The sequence below is a fragment of the Halolamina litorea genome (assembly GCF_026616205.1).
Classification (GTDB): Archaea; Halobacteriota; Halobacteria; order Halobacteriales; family Haloferacaceae; genus Halolamina; species Halolamina litorea.
The window spans coordinates 1,590,528-1,605,906 of sequence record NZ_JANHGR010000001.1 but is presented as its reverse complement, the minus strand read 5'-3'; the positions used below and the strand labels follow the sequence as shown (position 1 = coordinate 1,605,906).

The following is a 15,379-nucleotide window of genomic DNA, read 5'->3' as shown; positions in this document are numbered from 1 at the left end:
CGGCTACCGGGGGCGTAAGGCTGTCGTGTTCCGACGACCCCGGTATCGGCTCAGACCCCCGCCAGCAGTTTCTCGAAGAAGCGGTCCTGATTGGGCTGGTCATCGCGTTCGCCGCGGTCATCGGCGAGGTCAAGCCAGCGCAGCACGACGACCAGTTCGTGTTCGGGGTCGATCCAGACCACGTTCTGCCCGTGGCCGAGGAACGCGTAGGCGGATTCGGGCGCCGAGGGCCACAGCGTCCGGTTCGTGTTGAGCCAGAGCAGGTAGCCGTAGTTCTCGTACACGTCGCAGTGATCGGTGGCCTTCTCGACCCACTCCTCGCTCAGTAGGCGCTTGCCGTCCCACTCGCCGCCGTTCAGGAGGAGGTGGCCAGCCCGCGCGAGGTCGGTCGTCGACGACCAGAAGCCGCCGCCCCAGTGGCCGCCGCCGGAGACGGACTCCATCGTCCGCCCCTCCACGTCGACCTTGGAGTTGTAGTAGCCGTGCCACTCCCACGTCCGGCTGGCGCCGATGGGGTCCATCACCTCGTGGGCGAGCACGCGCGGCAGGGGTTTGGCGTGCAGCCGCAGCAACGAGAGCGCGAGGCGGTTGATCCGCACGTCGTTGTACTCCCAGAACGTCCCCGGCTCTTCGAGATCCCGGGGCTCCTCTTTCCCCGGACCGCCGGTTTTCCCCACTGCGCGGTTGCGGTCGATGCTGTCCGGCCGGTCGAACAGCTCACCTTCCCACTCGGAGGTCTGTTGGAACAGGTGCTCCCACGTGATCTGTCGGTTGTGGTCGCTCTTGAAACCGCCATCCGCTATATCTTTCTTCACTCGATCCCCGAGGTCGAAGCGTCCCTGGTCCCACGCGACGCCGCCGGCGATGCTCAGGAACGATTTCGCACAGGAGAAGCAGTGGTCGACCCGTTCGATGTCGCCCCATTCGGCGACGATCTCGCCGCTTTTCAGGATCAGCCCTGCGGGGCCGCCCCGGCGGTCAGGAACGGGCCCGAGGAAGCCGCCCAGTTCGCCCTCGGTCTCGTCGAACGGTTCGAGGTCGGGCATGTGGTACTGGACGGTTTCGTCGGGCGTGCCGTGGGTGAGGTGGAAGGTCACGGCGTTCTCGACGGCGTCGGCGTCGATTCCCGCTTCTTCCGGGGTGATGCGGTCGAAGCCGCCCTCGTCGTGGGGGTCGGGGAACTCCATACGCGTCGCTGACGGGGTGTGGTCAAAAAACGGGGAGCAACCGGGACGAACCGCCGCCTACAGGATGCCCATCTCCTCGAGTCGCTCGGGGAGGTAGGTGTCGGTCACGAAGTCGAGGCCGCGCGAGGCCAGCGCCTGCTGTTCGGCCTTCTTCCCGATGTCGAGTTGGAGTTCGATCTGCTCCTCCCAGAACTCGCTCTGGAAGCGCGGGTCCTCCAGCTCGGACTCCAGTGCGTTGATGTCCGAGTCCGCCAGCGGGTCCGTCGGCAGGTCGTAGTCGACGATGTCCTGTGGGCGGATGCCCACGTAGTCGGCCTCAGGAGTCGCGAGGTACTCCGAGAGGTGGGCGGACTTGATCGAGCCGTAGGCCACGGAGCCGTAGATCCGGTAGGACCACGGGTCACCGTCACAGAAGACGACGACCGGCAGGTCGAGTTCGTCGTGCAGGCGCTTGGTCAGCCGCCGGGTCGCCCGGGCCGGCTGGCCGCCGAGGTGGACGACCAGACAGTTGTACTCGTCGTCGAAGCCGTTCTCGACGAGTCGGTCGCGCATCCCGCCGGTCTCGACACACATCACGAAGTCGGCGTCGTTGTCGAGGAACTCGATGGTGTCCGGGTCGTTCGGGATCTGGTAGCCGCCCTGGCCCACGTCGTCCTGACAGTGGATGTCCCGGTCGCCCCGGCGGGTCTGCTCGCGGAGCTTCAGCGGACCCATCACCTTCGCGCCGGACTCCTCGGGTCGCATGTGGAAGTCCTCGCGGGTGACGCCGGTGGCGATCTCCAAGTCCTCGATCAGGCCGTTGGACTCGTCCTGACTGTTGAACTGGGCCTCGTCGTTGTCCCAGGACTCACTCAGGTAGTAGAGTTCACGCAGGGTCGACGAGCGGTTCTCGTCCAACTGGTTCGCGAGGAACTCGACCGCGTAGCTCGCTTTCAGCAGCTTCCGGGCGCCGCCGACGGAGTTCGCCGAGCGCGTCGACGTACGGTCGCCGTACACCCAGACTTTCTTCTGCGGGTCGTACTCGATGTTCGTCTTGGTCCGGGTCGGGAGGTCCAGATGGGGGATCTCCCCGGCCGCGAACTGGTCGTAGAACTGTGCGGCAAGCTCGATCAGCCGTTCGCGTGCCTCCTCGTCGCTGGTGTCCTTGATGCTCATGCGTTCACCGTGAGTTTCTCGGCGTCGACGCCGTCGACGTTCGCGTCGGCGTCGGCGTCGCTCGGTAGGCTGTACGTCAGTTCGACCGTCTCACCCGAGCCGACCTCGGGGTTCCACTTGATGAACCACTCGTCGTCGACCTCGATGGCGTCGACGCCGTCGGGGAGGGCCGCGGGCTCCGCGGAGACGATCTCCGTGATCTCCAGGCTCTCACCCCGGCTGGAGTGGTTCTCGACCGTCAGCGTCACCGAGTCGTCATCGCGCTCGCGGTCGACGCCGATGTTGTTCATGATCCGGGCCATCGCCCCCTCGATGTCGGGGTACTCCCGGCCGGTGACCTCGGAGACCTTCTCGGCCATCTGGGGGAGGATGCGCCCGAGCACGTCCTGTTTCTCCCGGCGCTTGGCCATCGAGCGGCGCTTGTTGAGGTAGGACTTGAGTTCGCGGGCGGCCTCGCGGATGGCGAGTTCGATCTCGTCCTCGATCGCCGGCACCGACGCCAGCGCGTCCTTTGACTCGCTGGTGAAGGGGACGTTCGTCGAGGCGACGTGGATCGAGATGACCGCCGGGCCGCTGGGCATCCCCGAGCCGCCGGGCTGATCGAGCCCGTAGTTGCGCCAACCGATCCGCTTGACCACGTCGGTCGTCGCACACGCACCGCGCTGGTAGACGAGCGGCACGCGGTTGGCAAAGCGCAGCAGTTCGACGTTGCCCTCGGCGCCGATCTCGCCGCCGTAGGCGATCCCGGCCTCGACGACGAACGGGTCGCCGCCGTGGACCTCCGCGTCACGCGTCGAGGCGGCGTAGAAGTCCGCGTCGTACTCCTTTCGCAGCCCCGCCTCGACCAGTTCCTCGGTGATCGGGGCCAGACAGTCCGTCGGCGGCGCGAGGATGTCCGTCGCGCGCATCGCTTCGAGCAGTTCCGAGGCGGTGTCGCGGTCCTCGGCGACGACCGTCACGTTCGGCGGGTCGTCCGGGACCGTGACCATCCGGCTCCAAAGCGCCTCGACGACGTTCTCCCGGGCGGTGTCGCCGAACGTCTCCTCGTCGTACTCCTCGGTGGTGTCGGCGGCCTCGTCGACGATCACCTTCAGCGCCGAGTGAGTGAACCGCATCCGGTCGGGACCGTCGTCGCCGGCGGCCACGAGGCGCTCGGCCAGTCGCTCGGCCAGCCCGTGGACCGCGGCGTCGTCCTTCCGCGTCGAGGTGGCGTCGTCGACCAGTTCGTACAGCGTCGGCGTCAGCCGGTCGAGGCCGTCGCCGTTCTCCTCCGTGTCGCCGCCGACGCGGGTGAGTTCGGTCCACGCCGCCTCGACCGCGTTCTCCCGGACCGTCGAGCCGAACGTCTTGCCCGTCTCGGTGCCGACCTCGTCGGCGACGGTGGCGACGATGTCGACGACCGCCGAGTAGTTCGTCCGCTCGCGCTCGGTCAGGCTGTTCGCGATCCGTTCGGCGAAGGTGTCGGTCGCGTCGGCGCCCTTGTTCGAGACGGCCTCCCGGAGCGTGGCCTCGATGTCGGCGGTCACGTCGGCGCCGGGGGAACCGTTGCGGGCGGGCCAGCCGAGTTCGCGGCCGAAGTGGCGGTCCCGGAAGGCGTCGATGACGCTGTCGGCGGTCTTCTTCCCGACACGGGTGAACTCCTCCTGCATGAACCCCGAGACCGAGTAGGAGTCCGTCGCGCCGAGCATCTTGATCAGCGTCCCCAGTTCGACGCCGTGGGGGTGGGGCCGGATCTCCTTCGTCTCGGCGGGGAGTTGGTCGGTCGCGCGCTCGAACTTCAGCGGCTCGTCGAGCCCGGGTTCCCGGAGTTCGATCCGGGCGTGGGGGTTGACGACCGCGGTGTGTTTGACGTAGTCGTGGAGCTGCGCGCGGGCCCGCATGTTGGCCTCCATCTCCAACTCGATCCGGGTGCCGTGGCTGCGGTCCCACGAAGTCGTCGATTCGGTCTGGATCTCGGGTTCGTTGCTGTCCGTGTCGATGATGAGTTCGAAGTACTCCGCCTCGGCGCTGCCCTGCGTGCGGGAGGTGATCTTCGCGGGCTTGCCGGAGGTCAGTTGGGAGTAGAGCACCGCCGCCGAGATACCGATCCCCTGCTGGCCACGGGTCTGTTCGCGGGAGTGGAACCGCGAGCCATAGAGGAGCTTCCCGAACACTTTCGGGAGCTGTTCTTTGGTGATCCCGGGACCGTTGTCCTCGACCACGAGTCGGTAGTAGTCGCCGACCTCGCGGATTTCGACGTAGATGTCGGGGCGGATGCCCGCCTCCTCGGTCGCGTCGAGGGCGTTGTCGACGGCCTCCTTCACGGCCGTCACCAGCCCCCGGGCGCCCGAGTCGAACCCGAGCATGTGCTTGTTCTTCTCGAAGAACTCGGCGATGGAGATCTCGCGCTGACTCTCGGCCAACTCCTCGGCCGTCGTCGCGCCCTCGCCGAGTGTCGTCTGCTGCGAGGTCATTCTGTACCCGGGCTACCCGGCGGTTCCTTAAAGTCCCTTTCGTAGCTCGGTGAAACTGAAACTCCACGGCGACGACGGGTTCGGGGGGTCCGACACCCCCAGTGGCCACCGCGGTTTTCCGGGCGGCGGCCCTCCGTCCGGACATGCAGTTCCACGAATTCACCGGCGAGGTCCAGCACCGGATCGAGGGCGCGACACAGGGGGAGGCCGTCCGTGCGACCCGGGCGACTCTGAGCGCCCTCGGCGAACGGATCGCCGCCGACGAGGCCGCCGACCTGGCGGCGGTCCTCCCCATGGAGGTCGACTGGTACCTCACCTACCCCGACCACCGGAACCGGTTCGACTACGACGCCTTCCTCGAACGGGTCGCCGAGCGGACCGACTCGACGACGGCAGACGCCGAGGCGACCGCTCAGGCCGTCCTCGGCGTCGTCGCCGAGAACGCACCAGCCGGCGAACTCGACGACGTCCGGGCGGAGCTCACCGCCGACTACGGACCGCTGTTCGACGTCGCCTGACCGGTTCCGGACCGCGCTCGCGCGCGGGCCGTTCCCGGGGCGCACGCGAGGAGACCGAACTCACTTTTCGGAACCGGCGTATCAGTTTGGCAAAAGTCGAAGTTCCCACCGCCCGCAGCGACTTTTTCTTCGCGGGCGCCCGCGCGCGTACGGGGAGTTTATCCGGGGGGCCCACGTACCGGAAGGCACGCGTATGTCAGAGCAGAATTCCGACTACGGCGCGGGCCAGATCCAGGTTCTGGAGGGACTCCAGGCCGTTCGAAAGCGCCCCGCCATGTACATCGGGTCCACCGACGACCGTGGGCTCCACCATCTCGTCTACGAGGTCGTCGACAACGCCATCGACGAGGCGTTGGCCGGCTACTGTGACCACATCGAGGTGGCGATCCACGACGACGGGTCGGTCTCGGTCACCGACGACGGGCGCGGGATCCCCGTCGACACCCACGAAGAGTACGATCGTCCCGCCCTCGAGGTCATCATGACCGTCCTGCACGCCGGGGGGAAGTTCGACAACAAGTCCTACCAAGTCTCCGGGGGGCTCCACGGCGTCGGCGTGAGCGTCGTCAACGCGCTCGCGACCCGCCTGACCGCCGAGGTCAAGCGCGACGGCGCCGTCTGGCGCCACGAGTTCGAGCGTGGCGAGCCCCAGGGCGACATCGAGCGCGTTCGGGACCTCGACGAGGAGGAGAGTACCGGGACCACGATCCGGTTCTGGCCCGACGAGGAGATCTTCGAGACCACCGAGTTCGAGTTCTCCACTCTCGAGGGGCGCCTGCGCGAACTGGCGTTCCTCAACAGCGGCGTCCGCATCGGCCTCACCGACGAGCGCGATGTCGAGGACGGCGAACCCCGCTCGGAGACGTTCGTCTACGACGGCGGCATCCGGGCGTTAGTGCGCTACCTCAACGAGACCAAGACCCCCATCCACGACGACGTGGTCTACTTCGAGGACGAGGAGGAGGGGATCCGCGTCGAAGTGGCGATGCAGGCCACCGAGGAGCTACAGGGGTCGGTCCACAGTTTCGCCAACAACATCAACACCCGTGAGGGTGGGACCCACCTGACGGGGTTCAAGACCGCACTCACCCGCGTCGTCAACGACTACGCCAACAGCGAGGGGCTGATCGGCGACGTGGACGGCAACCTCACCGGCGAGGACGTGCGTGAGGGGCTGACCGCGGTTATCTCGGTCAAGCACCCGGACCCGCAGTTCGAGGGCCAGACCAAGACCAAGCTCGGCAACAGCGAGGTCCGCGGCATCACCGAGAGCGCGGTCCACCAGGGGCTGGGGACGTACTTCGAGGAGAACCCCGACACCGCCCGACGGATCGTCTCGAAGGCCGCCGAGGCCGCGAAGGCCCGGCAGGCCGCGAAGAAGGCCGAGGAGCTGACCCGTCGGAAGTCCGCGCTGGAGTCGACGGCGCTGCCCGGCAAGCTGTCGGACTGTCAGAGCCGCGACCCAGACAGCGCCGAACTGTTCGTCGTGGAGGGTGACTCCGCCGGCGGCAGCGCCAAACAGGCCCGGGACGCCTCGTTCCAGGCGGTGCTGCCGATCAAGGGGAAGATCCTCAACGTCGAGAAACACCGACTCGACCGCGTCCTCGAGAACGACGAGATCCGCGCGCTGATCACCGCCATCGGCACCGGGATCGGCGACGAGTTCGACATCGAGGACGCCCGGTACAAGAAGATCATCATGGCGACCGACGCCGACGTCGACGGTGCCCACATCCGGACGCTGCTGTTGACGTTCCTCTACCGGCACATGAAGCCGCTGCTGGAGGCGGGCTACGTCTACGCGACCAAGCCGCCGCTCTACCGGGTTCGGTACCGGGGGGAGACCTACGACGTGATGAGCGACGCCGAGCGCGACCGTGTGGTCGAGGAGGTCTGTGACGGCAACCCCACGCAGGTCCAGCGGTTCAAGGGTCTGGGTGAGATGAACCCCGAACAGCTCTGGCAGACCACGATGGACCCGGAGAACCGGGTGCTCAAACAGATCACGCTCGACGACGCCGCCGCCGCCGACAAGATGTTCTCGGTGCTGATGGGCGACGCCGTCGGCCCGCGAAAGCAGTTCATCAAGGACCACGCGACCGACGCCGAGTGGGTGGACATATGAGCACGGACACGCCAGCCGACGACGACATCGCCGAACGGATCGAACGCGTCCGCGTCGAGGACGAGATGGAGCAGAGCTACATCGACTACGCGATGTCGGTCATCGCGGGTCGTGCGCTCCCGGACGTCCGTGACGGGCTGAAGCCGGTCCACCGGCGCATCCTCTATGCGATGCACGAGGACGGCATCACCTCCGGCTCCGGCCACCGGAAGTCCTCCTCCATCGTCGGGACCACGATGGGTGACTACCACCCCCACGGCGACTCCGCGATCTACGACGCGCTGGCCCGGATGGCCCAGCCGTTCTCCATGCGCGAACCGCTGGTCGACGGGCAGGGGAACTTCGGCTCCATCGACGGCGACCCGCCGGCGGCGATGCGCTACACCGAGGCGCGCATGTCGCCCATCGCCGAGGAGCTACTGGCCGACATCGAGAAGGACACCGTCGACTTCGCCAGCAACTACGACGACCGGCTGCAGGAGCCGGAAGTGCTCCCCTCCGCGTTCCCGAACCTGCTGGTCAACGGCAGTTCGGGTATCGCCGTCGGGATGTCCACCAACGTCCCGCCGCACAACCTCCGTGAGGTCGTCGACGCGACGGTCGAACTGATCGAGAACCCCGAGGCGACCGTCGAGGACCTGATGGAGCACGTCGAGGGACCGGACTTCCCGACTGGTGCCAACATCGTCGGCCGTAACGGCGTCCACAAGGCGTACAAGACCGGTCGCGGTCGGGTCCGCCTGCGTGCGGAGTTCGAGACGTTCGAGGAGGAGGGACGGATCGTCATCACCGAACTCCCCTATCAGGCCAACAAGGCCCGGCTGATCGAGCGCATCGCCGAGGACGTGAACGAGGGGGTTATCGAGGGCATCCGCGACCTGCGCGACGAGTCCGACCGCGACGGCATCCGTATCGTCGTCGAACTCAAGCGCGACGCGATGGCCGAGGTCGTCAAGAACCAGCTACTGGAGTCCCACCTCGAGACCACCTTCGGCGTCATCAACCTCGCGCTGGTCGACGGCCAGCCGCAGGTGCTGACGCTGAAGGAGACCCTTCAGGAGTACATCGAGCACCGTCGCGAGGTCGTCCGGCGGCGCAGCGAGTTCGACCTCGCCGAGGCGGAGGACCGTTCCCACATCCTCGAAGGCCGGCTGAAGGCCCTGGAGAACGCCGAGGACGTGGTCGAGGCGATCCGCAACAGCGAGGACCGCGACGACGCCAAGGCCGTCCTGCAGGCGGAGTGGGGCTTCAGCGAGGAGCAGGCCGCCCACGTCGTCCGCATGCAACTCGGCTCCCTGACCTCGATGGAGCGGGCCTCCATCGAGGAGGAGTACGAGGACGTGCAGGCGACTATCGAGCGCCTGGAGACCATCCTCGGCAGCGCCGAGGAACTGGACTCGGTGATCGTCGACGAACTCGAGACCGTCGCCGAGGAGTACGGCGACGAGCGCCGCACCGGGTTCATCGAGGACACCGGCTCGGTCACCCACGAGGACCTCATCCCTGAGTCCGAGCAGGTCGTCGTGATGACCGAGGACGACTACATCAAGCGGATGGAGCTCTCGGCGTTCCGCGCCCAGAACCGCGGCGGCAAGGGGATCATCGGCACCGGACTCAAGGAGGGCGACGCCGTCGCCTCGGTGTTCGTGGCCAACAGCCACGACTACCTGCTCTGTTTCACCAACCACGGGCAGGTCTACAAGCTGAAGACCTACGAGGTGCCGGAGATGTCCCGGACCGCCCGCGGGAAGTCCGCGGTCAACCTGCTCGACCTCGACGACGGCGAGCGCATCGAGTCCGTCGTCAACACCGACGACATCGACCACGAGGACGGCGACGAGGACGAGCAGTTCCTCACGATGGTCACCCGCGAGGGTTACATCAAGCGCAGCGGCGTCTCTGAGTTCCAGAACATCCTCTCGACGGGGATCCGCGCGATCAGCCTCGAGGAGGGCGACCGACTCGCCGACGTGGAGGTCACCGACGGCACGCAGGACGTGGTGATCGCCTCGAAGGGCGGGATGTCCATCCGGTTCGACGAGACCGAGGCCCGCGCGATGGGCCGAACCGCCCGGGGTGTCTGGGGGATCGACCTCGAGGACGACGACGAGGTCGCCGCCGTCGCCGGTATCGACGAGGAGCGGAACTCGTGGCTGCTCACCGTGACCGAGCACGGCTACGGGAAGCGCTCGAACCTCGACGCCTACCGGACCCAGTCCCGCAACGGCAAGGGGCTGATCGACATCAAGACTAACGAGCGAAACGGCGGTGTGACCGCGCTCAACGCGGTCGGGCCCGGTGACGACCTCGTGGTGATGAGCGAGGCCGGCCAGATCATGCGCTGTCCCGTCGAGGGCATCTCCATCGTCGGCCGCAACACGATGGGCGTGACGGTGATGGACCTCGACGAGGGCGACACCGTCGCCGCCGTCGACGTCGTCGAAGCCGAGCGGATCGAGGACGGCGACGAGGAGTAGCAACCCGCGCCGCTTTTTTGCCGGTTTCCGGTATCGGGTTTCGACAGTTCACGGCGTCTGCGCCGCTCGGACACTCCACAATTTCTACAAACTCCGAGATGCCCACCGGGTGCTTCGTCCAGTTCGACCCGGCGGGAGACCGCCGCCGTGGCTCAGACGGCGGTTATCGAGATGTAGCTGCTCACGAGCAGGATGACGTTGTAGATCGCGTGGACCAGGACCGGCACGAGCAGGTTCCCGGTCCGCTCGTAGACGACGCCGAAGACGGTGCCGACCGCGGCGATCATGAGCGCGCCGGCGACGATCGACACGGGGTTGCCCGAGTAGTTCGCCAGGTGCAGCGAGCCGAACAGGAGGCTGGCGCCGATGATCGACGGCACCGCGCCGAACCGGGCACGGAGCCGCCCTTGGACGACGCCGCGGAAGACGAACTCCTCGACGGGGGCGACGACGACCACCGACAGCGCCGCCAGACCGAGGAGGAACGTGGGGTTCGTCGTCGCCGTATCGCTGATGACTGAGCCGGGGAGCAGCCCCAGCGTCGTCAGCAGTACCGAGAGTCCGATCGCCAAGGCGATGGCGACGACGACGCCGCCGACGACGTAGCCGAACTGGAACAGCGAGGGGAGCGCGATCGGCACCGAGACGTCCCGGTAGCGCCGATACGCGTAGCCGAGGCCGAACATCGCCAACTGGCCGACGGCAGTCGATCCGACGAGAACGAGCGTCGTCTCGATGCCGTATCCGAGCGCGAGCACCGGGACGATGAACGCGACGCCGGCGACGAGCGAGACGAGGAAGACCCCCACGGTCAGGGCCACCAGTTCCAGCAGCGCCCGCGGGGTCGAAGGGTAGTTCGTGGACATTTCTCTTCGTTATTGGTTTGAGTGACAGATAAACCTGATCGCCGGGGGCTGAACGGCGTCAGGCCGGGCTGACTCCCCGCGGGCGACTCCCCGCCCGCCGTCGAGAAAGTTACTTCCCCCCGCCGCCGGAACGCCCGAGGTATGGACGCGACCGAGGGCTTCGACGAAGTCGTCCACGAGCCCAGCCGGGAGTTCGTGGAGTCGACCAACGTCTGGCAGTTCATGCGGACGTACGGCATCGACGACTACGAGGCGCTCATCGAGCGCACGACGACCGAGATCGAGGGCGAACCCGAGTCGGGCGTCGACTGGTTCTGGGACGAGATGCCCGACTACCTCGACGTGGAGTTCTACGAGCCCTACGAGACGGTGCGGGACGACACCGACGGGCCGCAGTTCACCGACTGGTACCCGGGCGGCGAGATCAACATCGCCCACAACACACTCGACCGCTACGCCGAGGTCGACGCGGCCGAGCGAAACAAGGTGGCCTGCATCTGGGAGGGTGAGGACGGCGAGGTCGACCAGCGCACCTTCCACGACCTCTACCGGCAGGCCAACCGTGTGGCGAACTACCTCGAAGACGCCGGCGTCGAGACCGGCGACACGGTCGGGCTCTACATGCCGATGGTTCCCGAGGTCATCTCGATCCTCTATGGCTGTTTCAAGGTCGGCGCCATCGCGGTCCCGATCTTCTCGGGGTTCGGCGTTGAGGCGACGGCGACGCGCATCGACGACGCCGAGCCCTCGGTGCTGTTCACCGGCGATGGCTTCTACCGCCGGGGGAGCCCGATCCGCCTGAAGGGGAGCGCCGACGAGGCCATCGAGGAGGCCGGCCACGTCGAGGACGTGGTGGTCTTCGACCGACTCGACTCCCGTGCGGACCCCAACGCCGACGTGCCGTGGGACGACGACCGTGACGCGTGGTGGGCCGACGCCGTTGCGCCGCAGGACGGCGAGTACGCCACCAAATCCCTGCCGTCCGATCAGGAGTCGATGCTGCTCTACTCCTCGGGCACGACGGGCGAGCCGAAAGGGATCGTCCACACCCACGCCGGCGTCCTGATGCAGTGTGCTAAGGAGATCCACTTCGGCTTCGACCAGCAACCCGGCGACCGCTTCTTCTGGGTCAGCGACATCGGCTGGATGATGGGCCCGTGGACGCTGATCGGGAACCACCACTTCGCGGGCACGACGGTCATGTACGAGGGCGCGCCCGACCACCCGCACCCCGGGCGCTTCTGGGAGATGATCGAGGAGCACGGGATCACCACCTTCGGCGTCTCGCCGACGGCGATCCGCGCGCTCCGTAAGCACGGTGACGACGTGGTCGACTCCTACGACCTCTCCAGCCTCAGAATCCTCGGTTCCACCGGGGAGCCGTGGGACCCCGAGACGTGGGTCTGGTTCTACGAACACGTCGGCGGCGGCGAGGCGCCGATCATCAACATCTCCGGGGGCACCGAGATCTGTGGCTGCTTCCTCATGCCCATGCCGATCAACGACCTCAAGCCCGGCACGCTCGGCGGCCCCGGCCTCGGCATGGACATCGACATCGTCGACGCCGACGGGAACTCCGTCAAGGACGACCACGAGCGGGGATTCCTCGTGGCGCGGGACTCCTGTCCGTCGATGACCAAGAGCCTCTGGTCGGGCGACGAGCGCTATCTGGAGGAGTACTGGTCGACGTGGCCGGACCTCTGGGACCACGGGGACTTCGCCCAGCAGGACGCGGACGGCTTCTGGTTCCTCCACGGCCGCGCCGACGACGCGCTCAACGTCGCGGGCCGGAAGGTCGGCCCCGCCGAGATCGAGGCCGTGCTCGTCGAGCACGACGCCGTGAATCAGGCCGCCGCCGTCGGCGTCCCCGACGACACCACCGGGACCGCCGTCGTCGCCTACGTCGTCCTCGAACCCGGCGCCGAACCGAGCGACGACCTCCGGGAGGACCTCCGCGCGCTCGTCGGCGAGGAACACGGCAAGCCGTTCCGTCCGCGGGAGGTACTGTTCGTCGACGCCTTCCCGAAGACCCAGTCGGGGAAAGTGATCCGACGGGCCATCGGCGCCGCCTACCGCGGCGAGGACCCGGGTGACCTCTCCTCGATGGAGAACCCCGAGGCGTTCGAAGCGATCAAGGACGCGAACTAATCGGACAACGGAACCGACCCCGGCGCGATCCGCGCCGGCTCCGGTGCCTCGTTTCCGCTTATCGCGAGATCACCCAAGCCGTCCTCGGCCGCCGCCGACGGATCGGCGAGCACCGCACAGCCACCGACCAGCAGCGGCGCGAGCAGGCCGGCGACGACGGCACCCGGCTCAGCGAGCGAACTCCGAACCACGACTCTGCTCTCCTCGCCGAGCCCCTCCATCTCCGCGACTTCGGTCGCAGCTTCGAGCGCGGCGGCGTGGCTCACCGACCGATCACCGTCGAGCAACAGCGGCGTTTCTGGATCGACCCGCGTCGGCGGGAACGCGGGGTTCTCGCTCCAGACGGACTCCTCCCAGTCGATCGTGTCGGCGTCGTCCGCCTCGCCACCGAAGACGGCCAGCTTGGTTCCGGGGGCGGGATCGTAGGCCGCTTCTTCGGCGGTCGGAACGAGCACTAATCGGTCGCCGGCGTCGGCGCCCGCTGCCGGGTCGAACCGTGTCGCCGCGCCCAGTTGGGCGGCGCCGAGGAAGGCGAGCACCGGTGGGAGGTCGGGGACGGGCGCCGCGGCGAGCGGCCGCCCTTCGCCAACGCCGTAGAACCGCAGGACGTTCCCGGCTTTGTAGGCGTTCGTCAGCAGTTCGTGGTAGCTGCGCTCGCGGTCGCCGATGACGAGCGCGGGGCGGTCGCTCCGGCGCTCGCGGGCGAGTAGGTCCCCGACGACGTTCATACGGGAACGGGGGGCCGGCAGGAACAAGGCTCCGGCGGTCGCTGCCGGCCGCGACGGCGTCGTGGATCAGGGGGCCGTCGATCAGGGGGCGCCGGCGATGACCATGCGCGAGTCGTCCTCCTCGAAGGCGAGCATCCGGTCCTCGCCCGGATCGACGCGGACGGCGTCGCCGGGGCCGAGCGAGACCGTCTCGCCGTCGACCGAGAGCGTCGCCGCGCCGTCGAGCAGGAGGTACACCTCCTCCTGTCCGTCCTCGTCGTGTGCGTGTTCCATCCCCTCCCAGCCGTCGCCGGCTTCGACGACGGTGATCCCGAGGTTCTCACAGTCAAGCGCCTCGCGCAGGAAGTACATCCCGGGCGCTTTCGGCTCCACGTCGTCGTAGCTGGTGGCGTCGTAGCTCATGCAGTTCGGAACTGGGTCGCCGAAAGGAAAAGTCGACTGGCGGTCTCAGAAGGAGTTGCGCAGCTTCTCGAAGAACCCTCGGTCCACGTCGACCTCCTCGCCGCCGGCCTCCGCGAACTGCTCCAAGGCCTCGCGCTGCTCCTTGTTCATGTCCTCGGGCGTGACGACCTGCACGTCGACGTAGAGGTCACCCTGCCCGCGGCCGCGCAGTCGGGGCATCCCCTTGCCGTGCAGGCGGAAGCGCTCGCCCGACTGGGTGCCGGCGGGGATGTCCATCTCGACGGTGCCTTCGAGGGTCGGGATCTCGACGGTGGCGCCGAAGGTGGCTTGCGGGAACGAGATGGCGTGTCGGTGGTGCAGGTCGTCGCCGTCACGCTCGAAGTCCGGGTGGTCCTCGACGCTGACCTCGATCAGTAGGTCGCCCTTGGGCCCACCGTTCTCGCCGGGGGCGCCCTCCCGGTCCATCCGGAGGCTCTGGCCGCTACGGATCCCCGCGGGCACGTCGACCTGCAGGGTCGCCTCGTTCCGGACGACGCCGTCGCCCGAACAGGTCGAACACTCCTCGGAGTAGAGTTCGCCCTCGCCCGAACAGCGCCGGCAGGTCTGGGACTGCTGGACCCGACCGAGCGGCGTCTGGCGGACCTGCGTGACCTGTCCTTGGCCGTCACACTCCGGGCAGGTCTCCACGTCGGCGTCCTCGGGGTGGCCGGCGCCGCCGCAGTCGGGACACTCCTCGGGGCGCTCGATGGTGAACTCCTTGGTGACGCCCTCGTAGGCCGCTTCGAGGCTGATCCGCATGTTCGTCCGGATGTCCCGGCCTGGCTGGGGGCGGTTGCCGCCGCCGCCGCCGCGGCCGCGTCCGCCGCCGAAGAACTGCTCGAAGATGTCCTCGAAGCCGCCGCCACCGCCACCCATCCCGCCGCCGAAGGGCCCGCCGCCCATGCCGCCGCCGGCGCCGCCGCCGTCGAAGCCGCCGCGCTTCTCGGCCTGCTCGAAGCGCTCGTGGCCCATCTGGTCGTAGGCTTGGCGCTTCTCCTCGTCGCTGAGCACCTCCTTTGCCTTCTTGGCCTTGCGGAACTTCTCCTCGGCGTCCTCGTCGTCGTTCACGTCGGGGTGGTACTTGGCGGCCTTCTTGCGGAACGCTTGACTGATCTCCTCCTCGTCGGCGTCCCGCGAGACCCCCAGCACCTCGTAGAAGTCCTCGCTCATTCGTTGATGCAGGGTAGCCCGTGGAGACGTTTGAAAGGAACGGGTCCGACGCCGCCCCGTACCTGTCTGACAACTTACCAAACTGGGCTTCAGGGAGCGCTCAAGTGGACA

General features: G+C 67.7%; 11 protein-coding genes. 4 read left to right on the top strand and 7 right to left on the bottom strand.

What is annotated here, in order from left to right; translation table 11 throughout:
- Positions 1–50: 50 nt before the first annotated feature.
- Genes NO998_RS08290 through NO998_RS08280 form a run of 3 tightly spaced genes read right to left on the bottom strand, consistent with a single transcriptional unit; the run spans position 51 to position 4,795 of the window.
- Complete coding sequence (locus tag NO998_RS08290; RefSeq protein WP_267646637.1) at positions 51–1,187, bottom strand: serine hydrolase domain-containing protein; 1,137 nt, start codon at positions 1,185–1,187, stop codon at positions 51–53.
- Between the two features lie 57 nt (positions 1,188–1,244).
- Positions 1,245–2,342: a DNA topoisomerase IV subunit A gene (locus NO998_RS08285; RefSeq protein WP_267646636.1), complete on the bottom strand. Its 1,098-nt coding sequence runs from the start codon at positions 2,340–2,342 to the stop codon at positions 1,245–1,247.
- Complete coding sequence (locus NO998_RS08280; protein ID WP_267646635.1) at positions 2,339–4,795, bottom strand: DNA topoisomerase VI subunit B; 2,457 nt, start codon at positions 4,793–4,795, stop codon at positions 2,339–2,341. Before NO998_RS08280 ends, NO998_RS08285 begins: the two co-directional genes overlap by 4 nt.
- Positions 4,796–4,938: 143 nt before the next feature.
- Here NO998_RS08280 and NO998_RS08275 point away from each other — a divergent pair, with 143 nt between their 5' ends.
- From NO998_RS08275 to gyrA, 3 genes are all read left to right on the top strand, one after another.
- Entirely contained in the window at positions 4,939–5,313 is a 375-nt protein-coding gene (locus tag NO998_RS08275; RefSeq protein WP_267646634.1) for a DUF2267 domain-containing protein, read from the top strand.
- A 193-nt stretch (positions 5,314–5,506) separates the two neighbouring features.
- Positions 5,507–7,438 carry a DNA topoisomerase (ATP-hydrolyzing) subunit B gene (gene gyrB / locus NO998_RS08270; RefSeq protein WP_267646633.1) on the top strand — a complete coding sequence of 644 codons (1,932 nt, stop codon included), beginning with the start codon at positions 5,507–5,509 and terminating at the stop codon, positions 7,436–7,438.
- Entirely contained in the window at positions 7,435–9,915 is a 2,481-nt protein-coding gene (gene gyrA, locus NO998_RS08265; protein WP_267646632.1) for a DNA gyrase subunit A, read from the top strand. Before gyrB ends, gyrA begins: the two co-directional genes overlap by 4 nt.
- 152 nt (positions 9,916–10,067) lie before the next feature.
- On the opposite strand, the gene NO998_RS08260 is transcribed toward gyrA, so the two are convergent.
- Entirely contained in the window at positions 10,068–10,781 is a 714-nt protein-coding gene (locus NO998_RS08260) for a CPBP family intramembrane glutamic endopeptidase (RefSeq protein ID WP_267646631.1), read from the bottom strand.
- Positions 10,782–10,922: 141 nt separating this feature from the next.
- Between NO998_RS08260 and NO998_RS08255 the strand changes: the two genes are divergently transcribed.
- Positions 10,923–12,929 carry an AMP-binding protein gene (locus NO998_RS08255; protein WP_267646630.1) on the top strand — a complete coding sequence of 669 codons (2,007 nt, stop codon included), beginning with the start codon at positions 10,923–10,925 and terminating at the stop codon, positions 12,927–12,929.
- Here NO998_RS08255 and NO998_RS08250 read toward each other — a convergent pair.
- From NO998_RS08250 to dnaJ, 3 genes are all read right to left on the bottom strand, one after another.
- Positions 12,926–13,657 carry an acyl-CoA synthetase family protein gene (locus NO998_RS08250; RefSeq protein WP_267646629.1) on the bottom strand — a complete coding sequence of 244 codons (732 nt, stop codon included), beginning with the start codon at positions 13,655–13,657 and terminating at the stop codon, positions 12,926–12,928. The two genes, NO998_RS08255 and NO998_RS08250, sit on opposite strands and share 4 nt — an antisense overlap.
- An 81-nt stretch (positions 13,658–13,738) precedes the next feature.
- The gene (locus NO998_RS08245; RefSeq protein WP_267646628.1) at positions 13,739–14,059 is read right to left on the bottom strand and encodes a cupin domain-containing protein; all 321 of its coding nucleotides are present in this window, start codon (positions 14,057–14,059) and stop codon (positions 13,739–13,741) included.
- A gap of 45 nt (positions 14,060–14,104) precedes the next feature.
- Complete coding sequence (dnaJ, locus tag NO998_RS08240) at positions 14,105–15,268, bottom strand: molecular chaperone DnaJ (RefSeq protein ID WP_267646627.1); 1,164 nt, start codon at positions 15,266–15,268, stop codon at positions 14,105–14,107.
- Positions 15,269–15,379 lie beyond the last annotated feature (111 nt).

What these genes read in the sequence shown, in the direction of transcription:
- NO998_RS08280 (WP_267646635.1), bottom strand. Translation starts at nt 4,795, where the DNA reads ATGACCTCGCAGCAGACGACACTCGGCGAGGGCGCGACGACGGCCGAG.
- gyrB (WP_267646633.1), top strand. Translation starts at nt 5,507, where the DNA reads ATGTCAGAGCAGAATTCCGACTACGGCGCGGGCCAGATCCAGGTTCTG.
- NO998_RS08285 (WP_267646636.1), bottom strand. Translation starts at nt 2,342, where the DNA reads ATGAGCATCAAGGACACCAGCGACGAGGAGGCACGCGAACGGCTGATC.
- NO998_RS08290 (WP_267646637.1), bottom strand. Translation starts at nt 1,187, where the DNA reads ATGGAGTTCCCCGACCCCCACGACGAGGGCGGCTTCGACCGCATCACC.
- NO998_RS08250 (WP_267646629.1), bottom strand. Translation starts at nt 13,657, where the DNA reads ATGAACGTCGTCGGGGACCTACTCGCCCGCGAGCGCCGGAGCGACCGC.
- dnaJ (WP_267646627.1), bottom strand. Translation starts at nt 15,268, where the DNA reads ATGAGCGAGGACTTCTACGAGGTGCTGGGGGTCTCGCGGGACGCCGAC.
- NO998_RS08245 (WP_267646628.1), bottom strand. Translation starts at nt 14,059, where the DNA reads ATGAGCTACGACGCCACCAGCTACGACGACGTGGAGCCGAAAGCGCCC.
- gyrA (WP_267646632.1), top strand. Translation starts at nt 7,435, where the DNA reads ATGAGCACGGACACGCCAGCCGACGACGACATCGCCGAACGGATCGAA.
- NO998_RS08255 (WP_267646630.1), top strand. Translation starts at nt 10,923, where the DNA reads ATGGACGCGACCGAGGGCTTCGACGAAGTCGTCCACGAGCCCAGCCGG.
- NO998_RS08260 (WP_267646631.1), bottom strand. Translation starts at nt 10,781, where the DNA reads ATGTCCACGAACTACCCTTCGACCCCGCGGGCGCTGCTGGAACTGGTG.
- NO998_RS08275 (WP_267646634.1), top strand. Translation starts at nt 4,939, where the DNA reads ATGCAGTTCCACGAATTCACCGGCGAGGTCCAGCACCGGATCGAGGGC.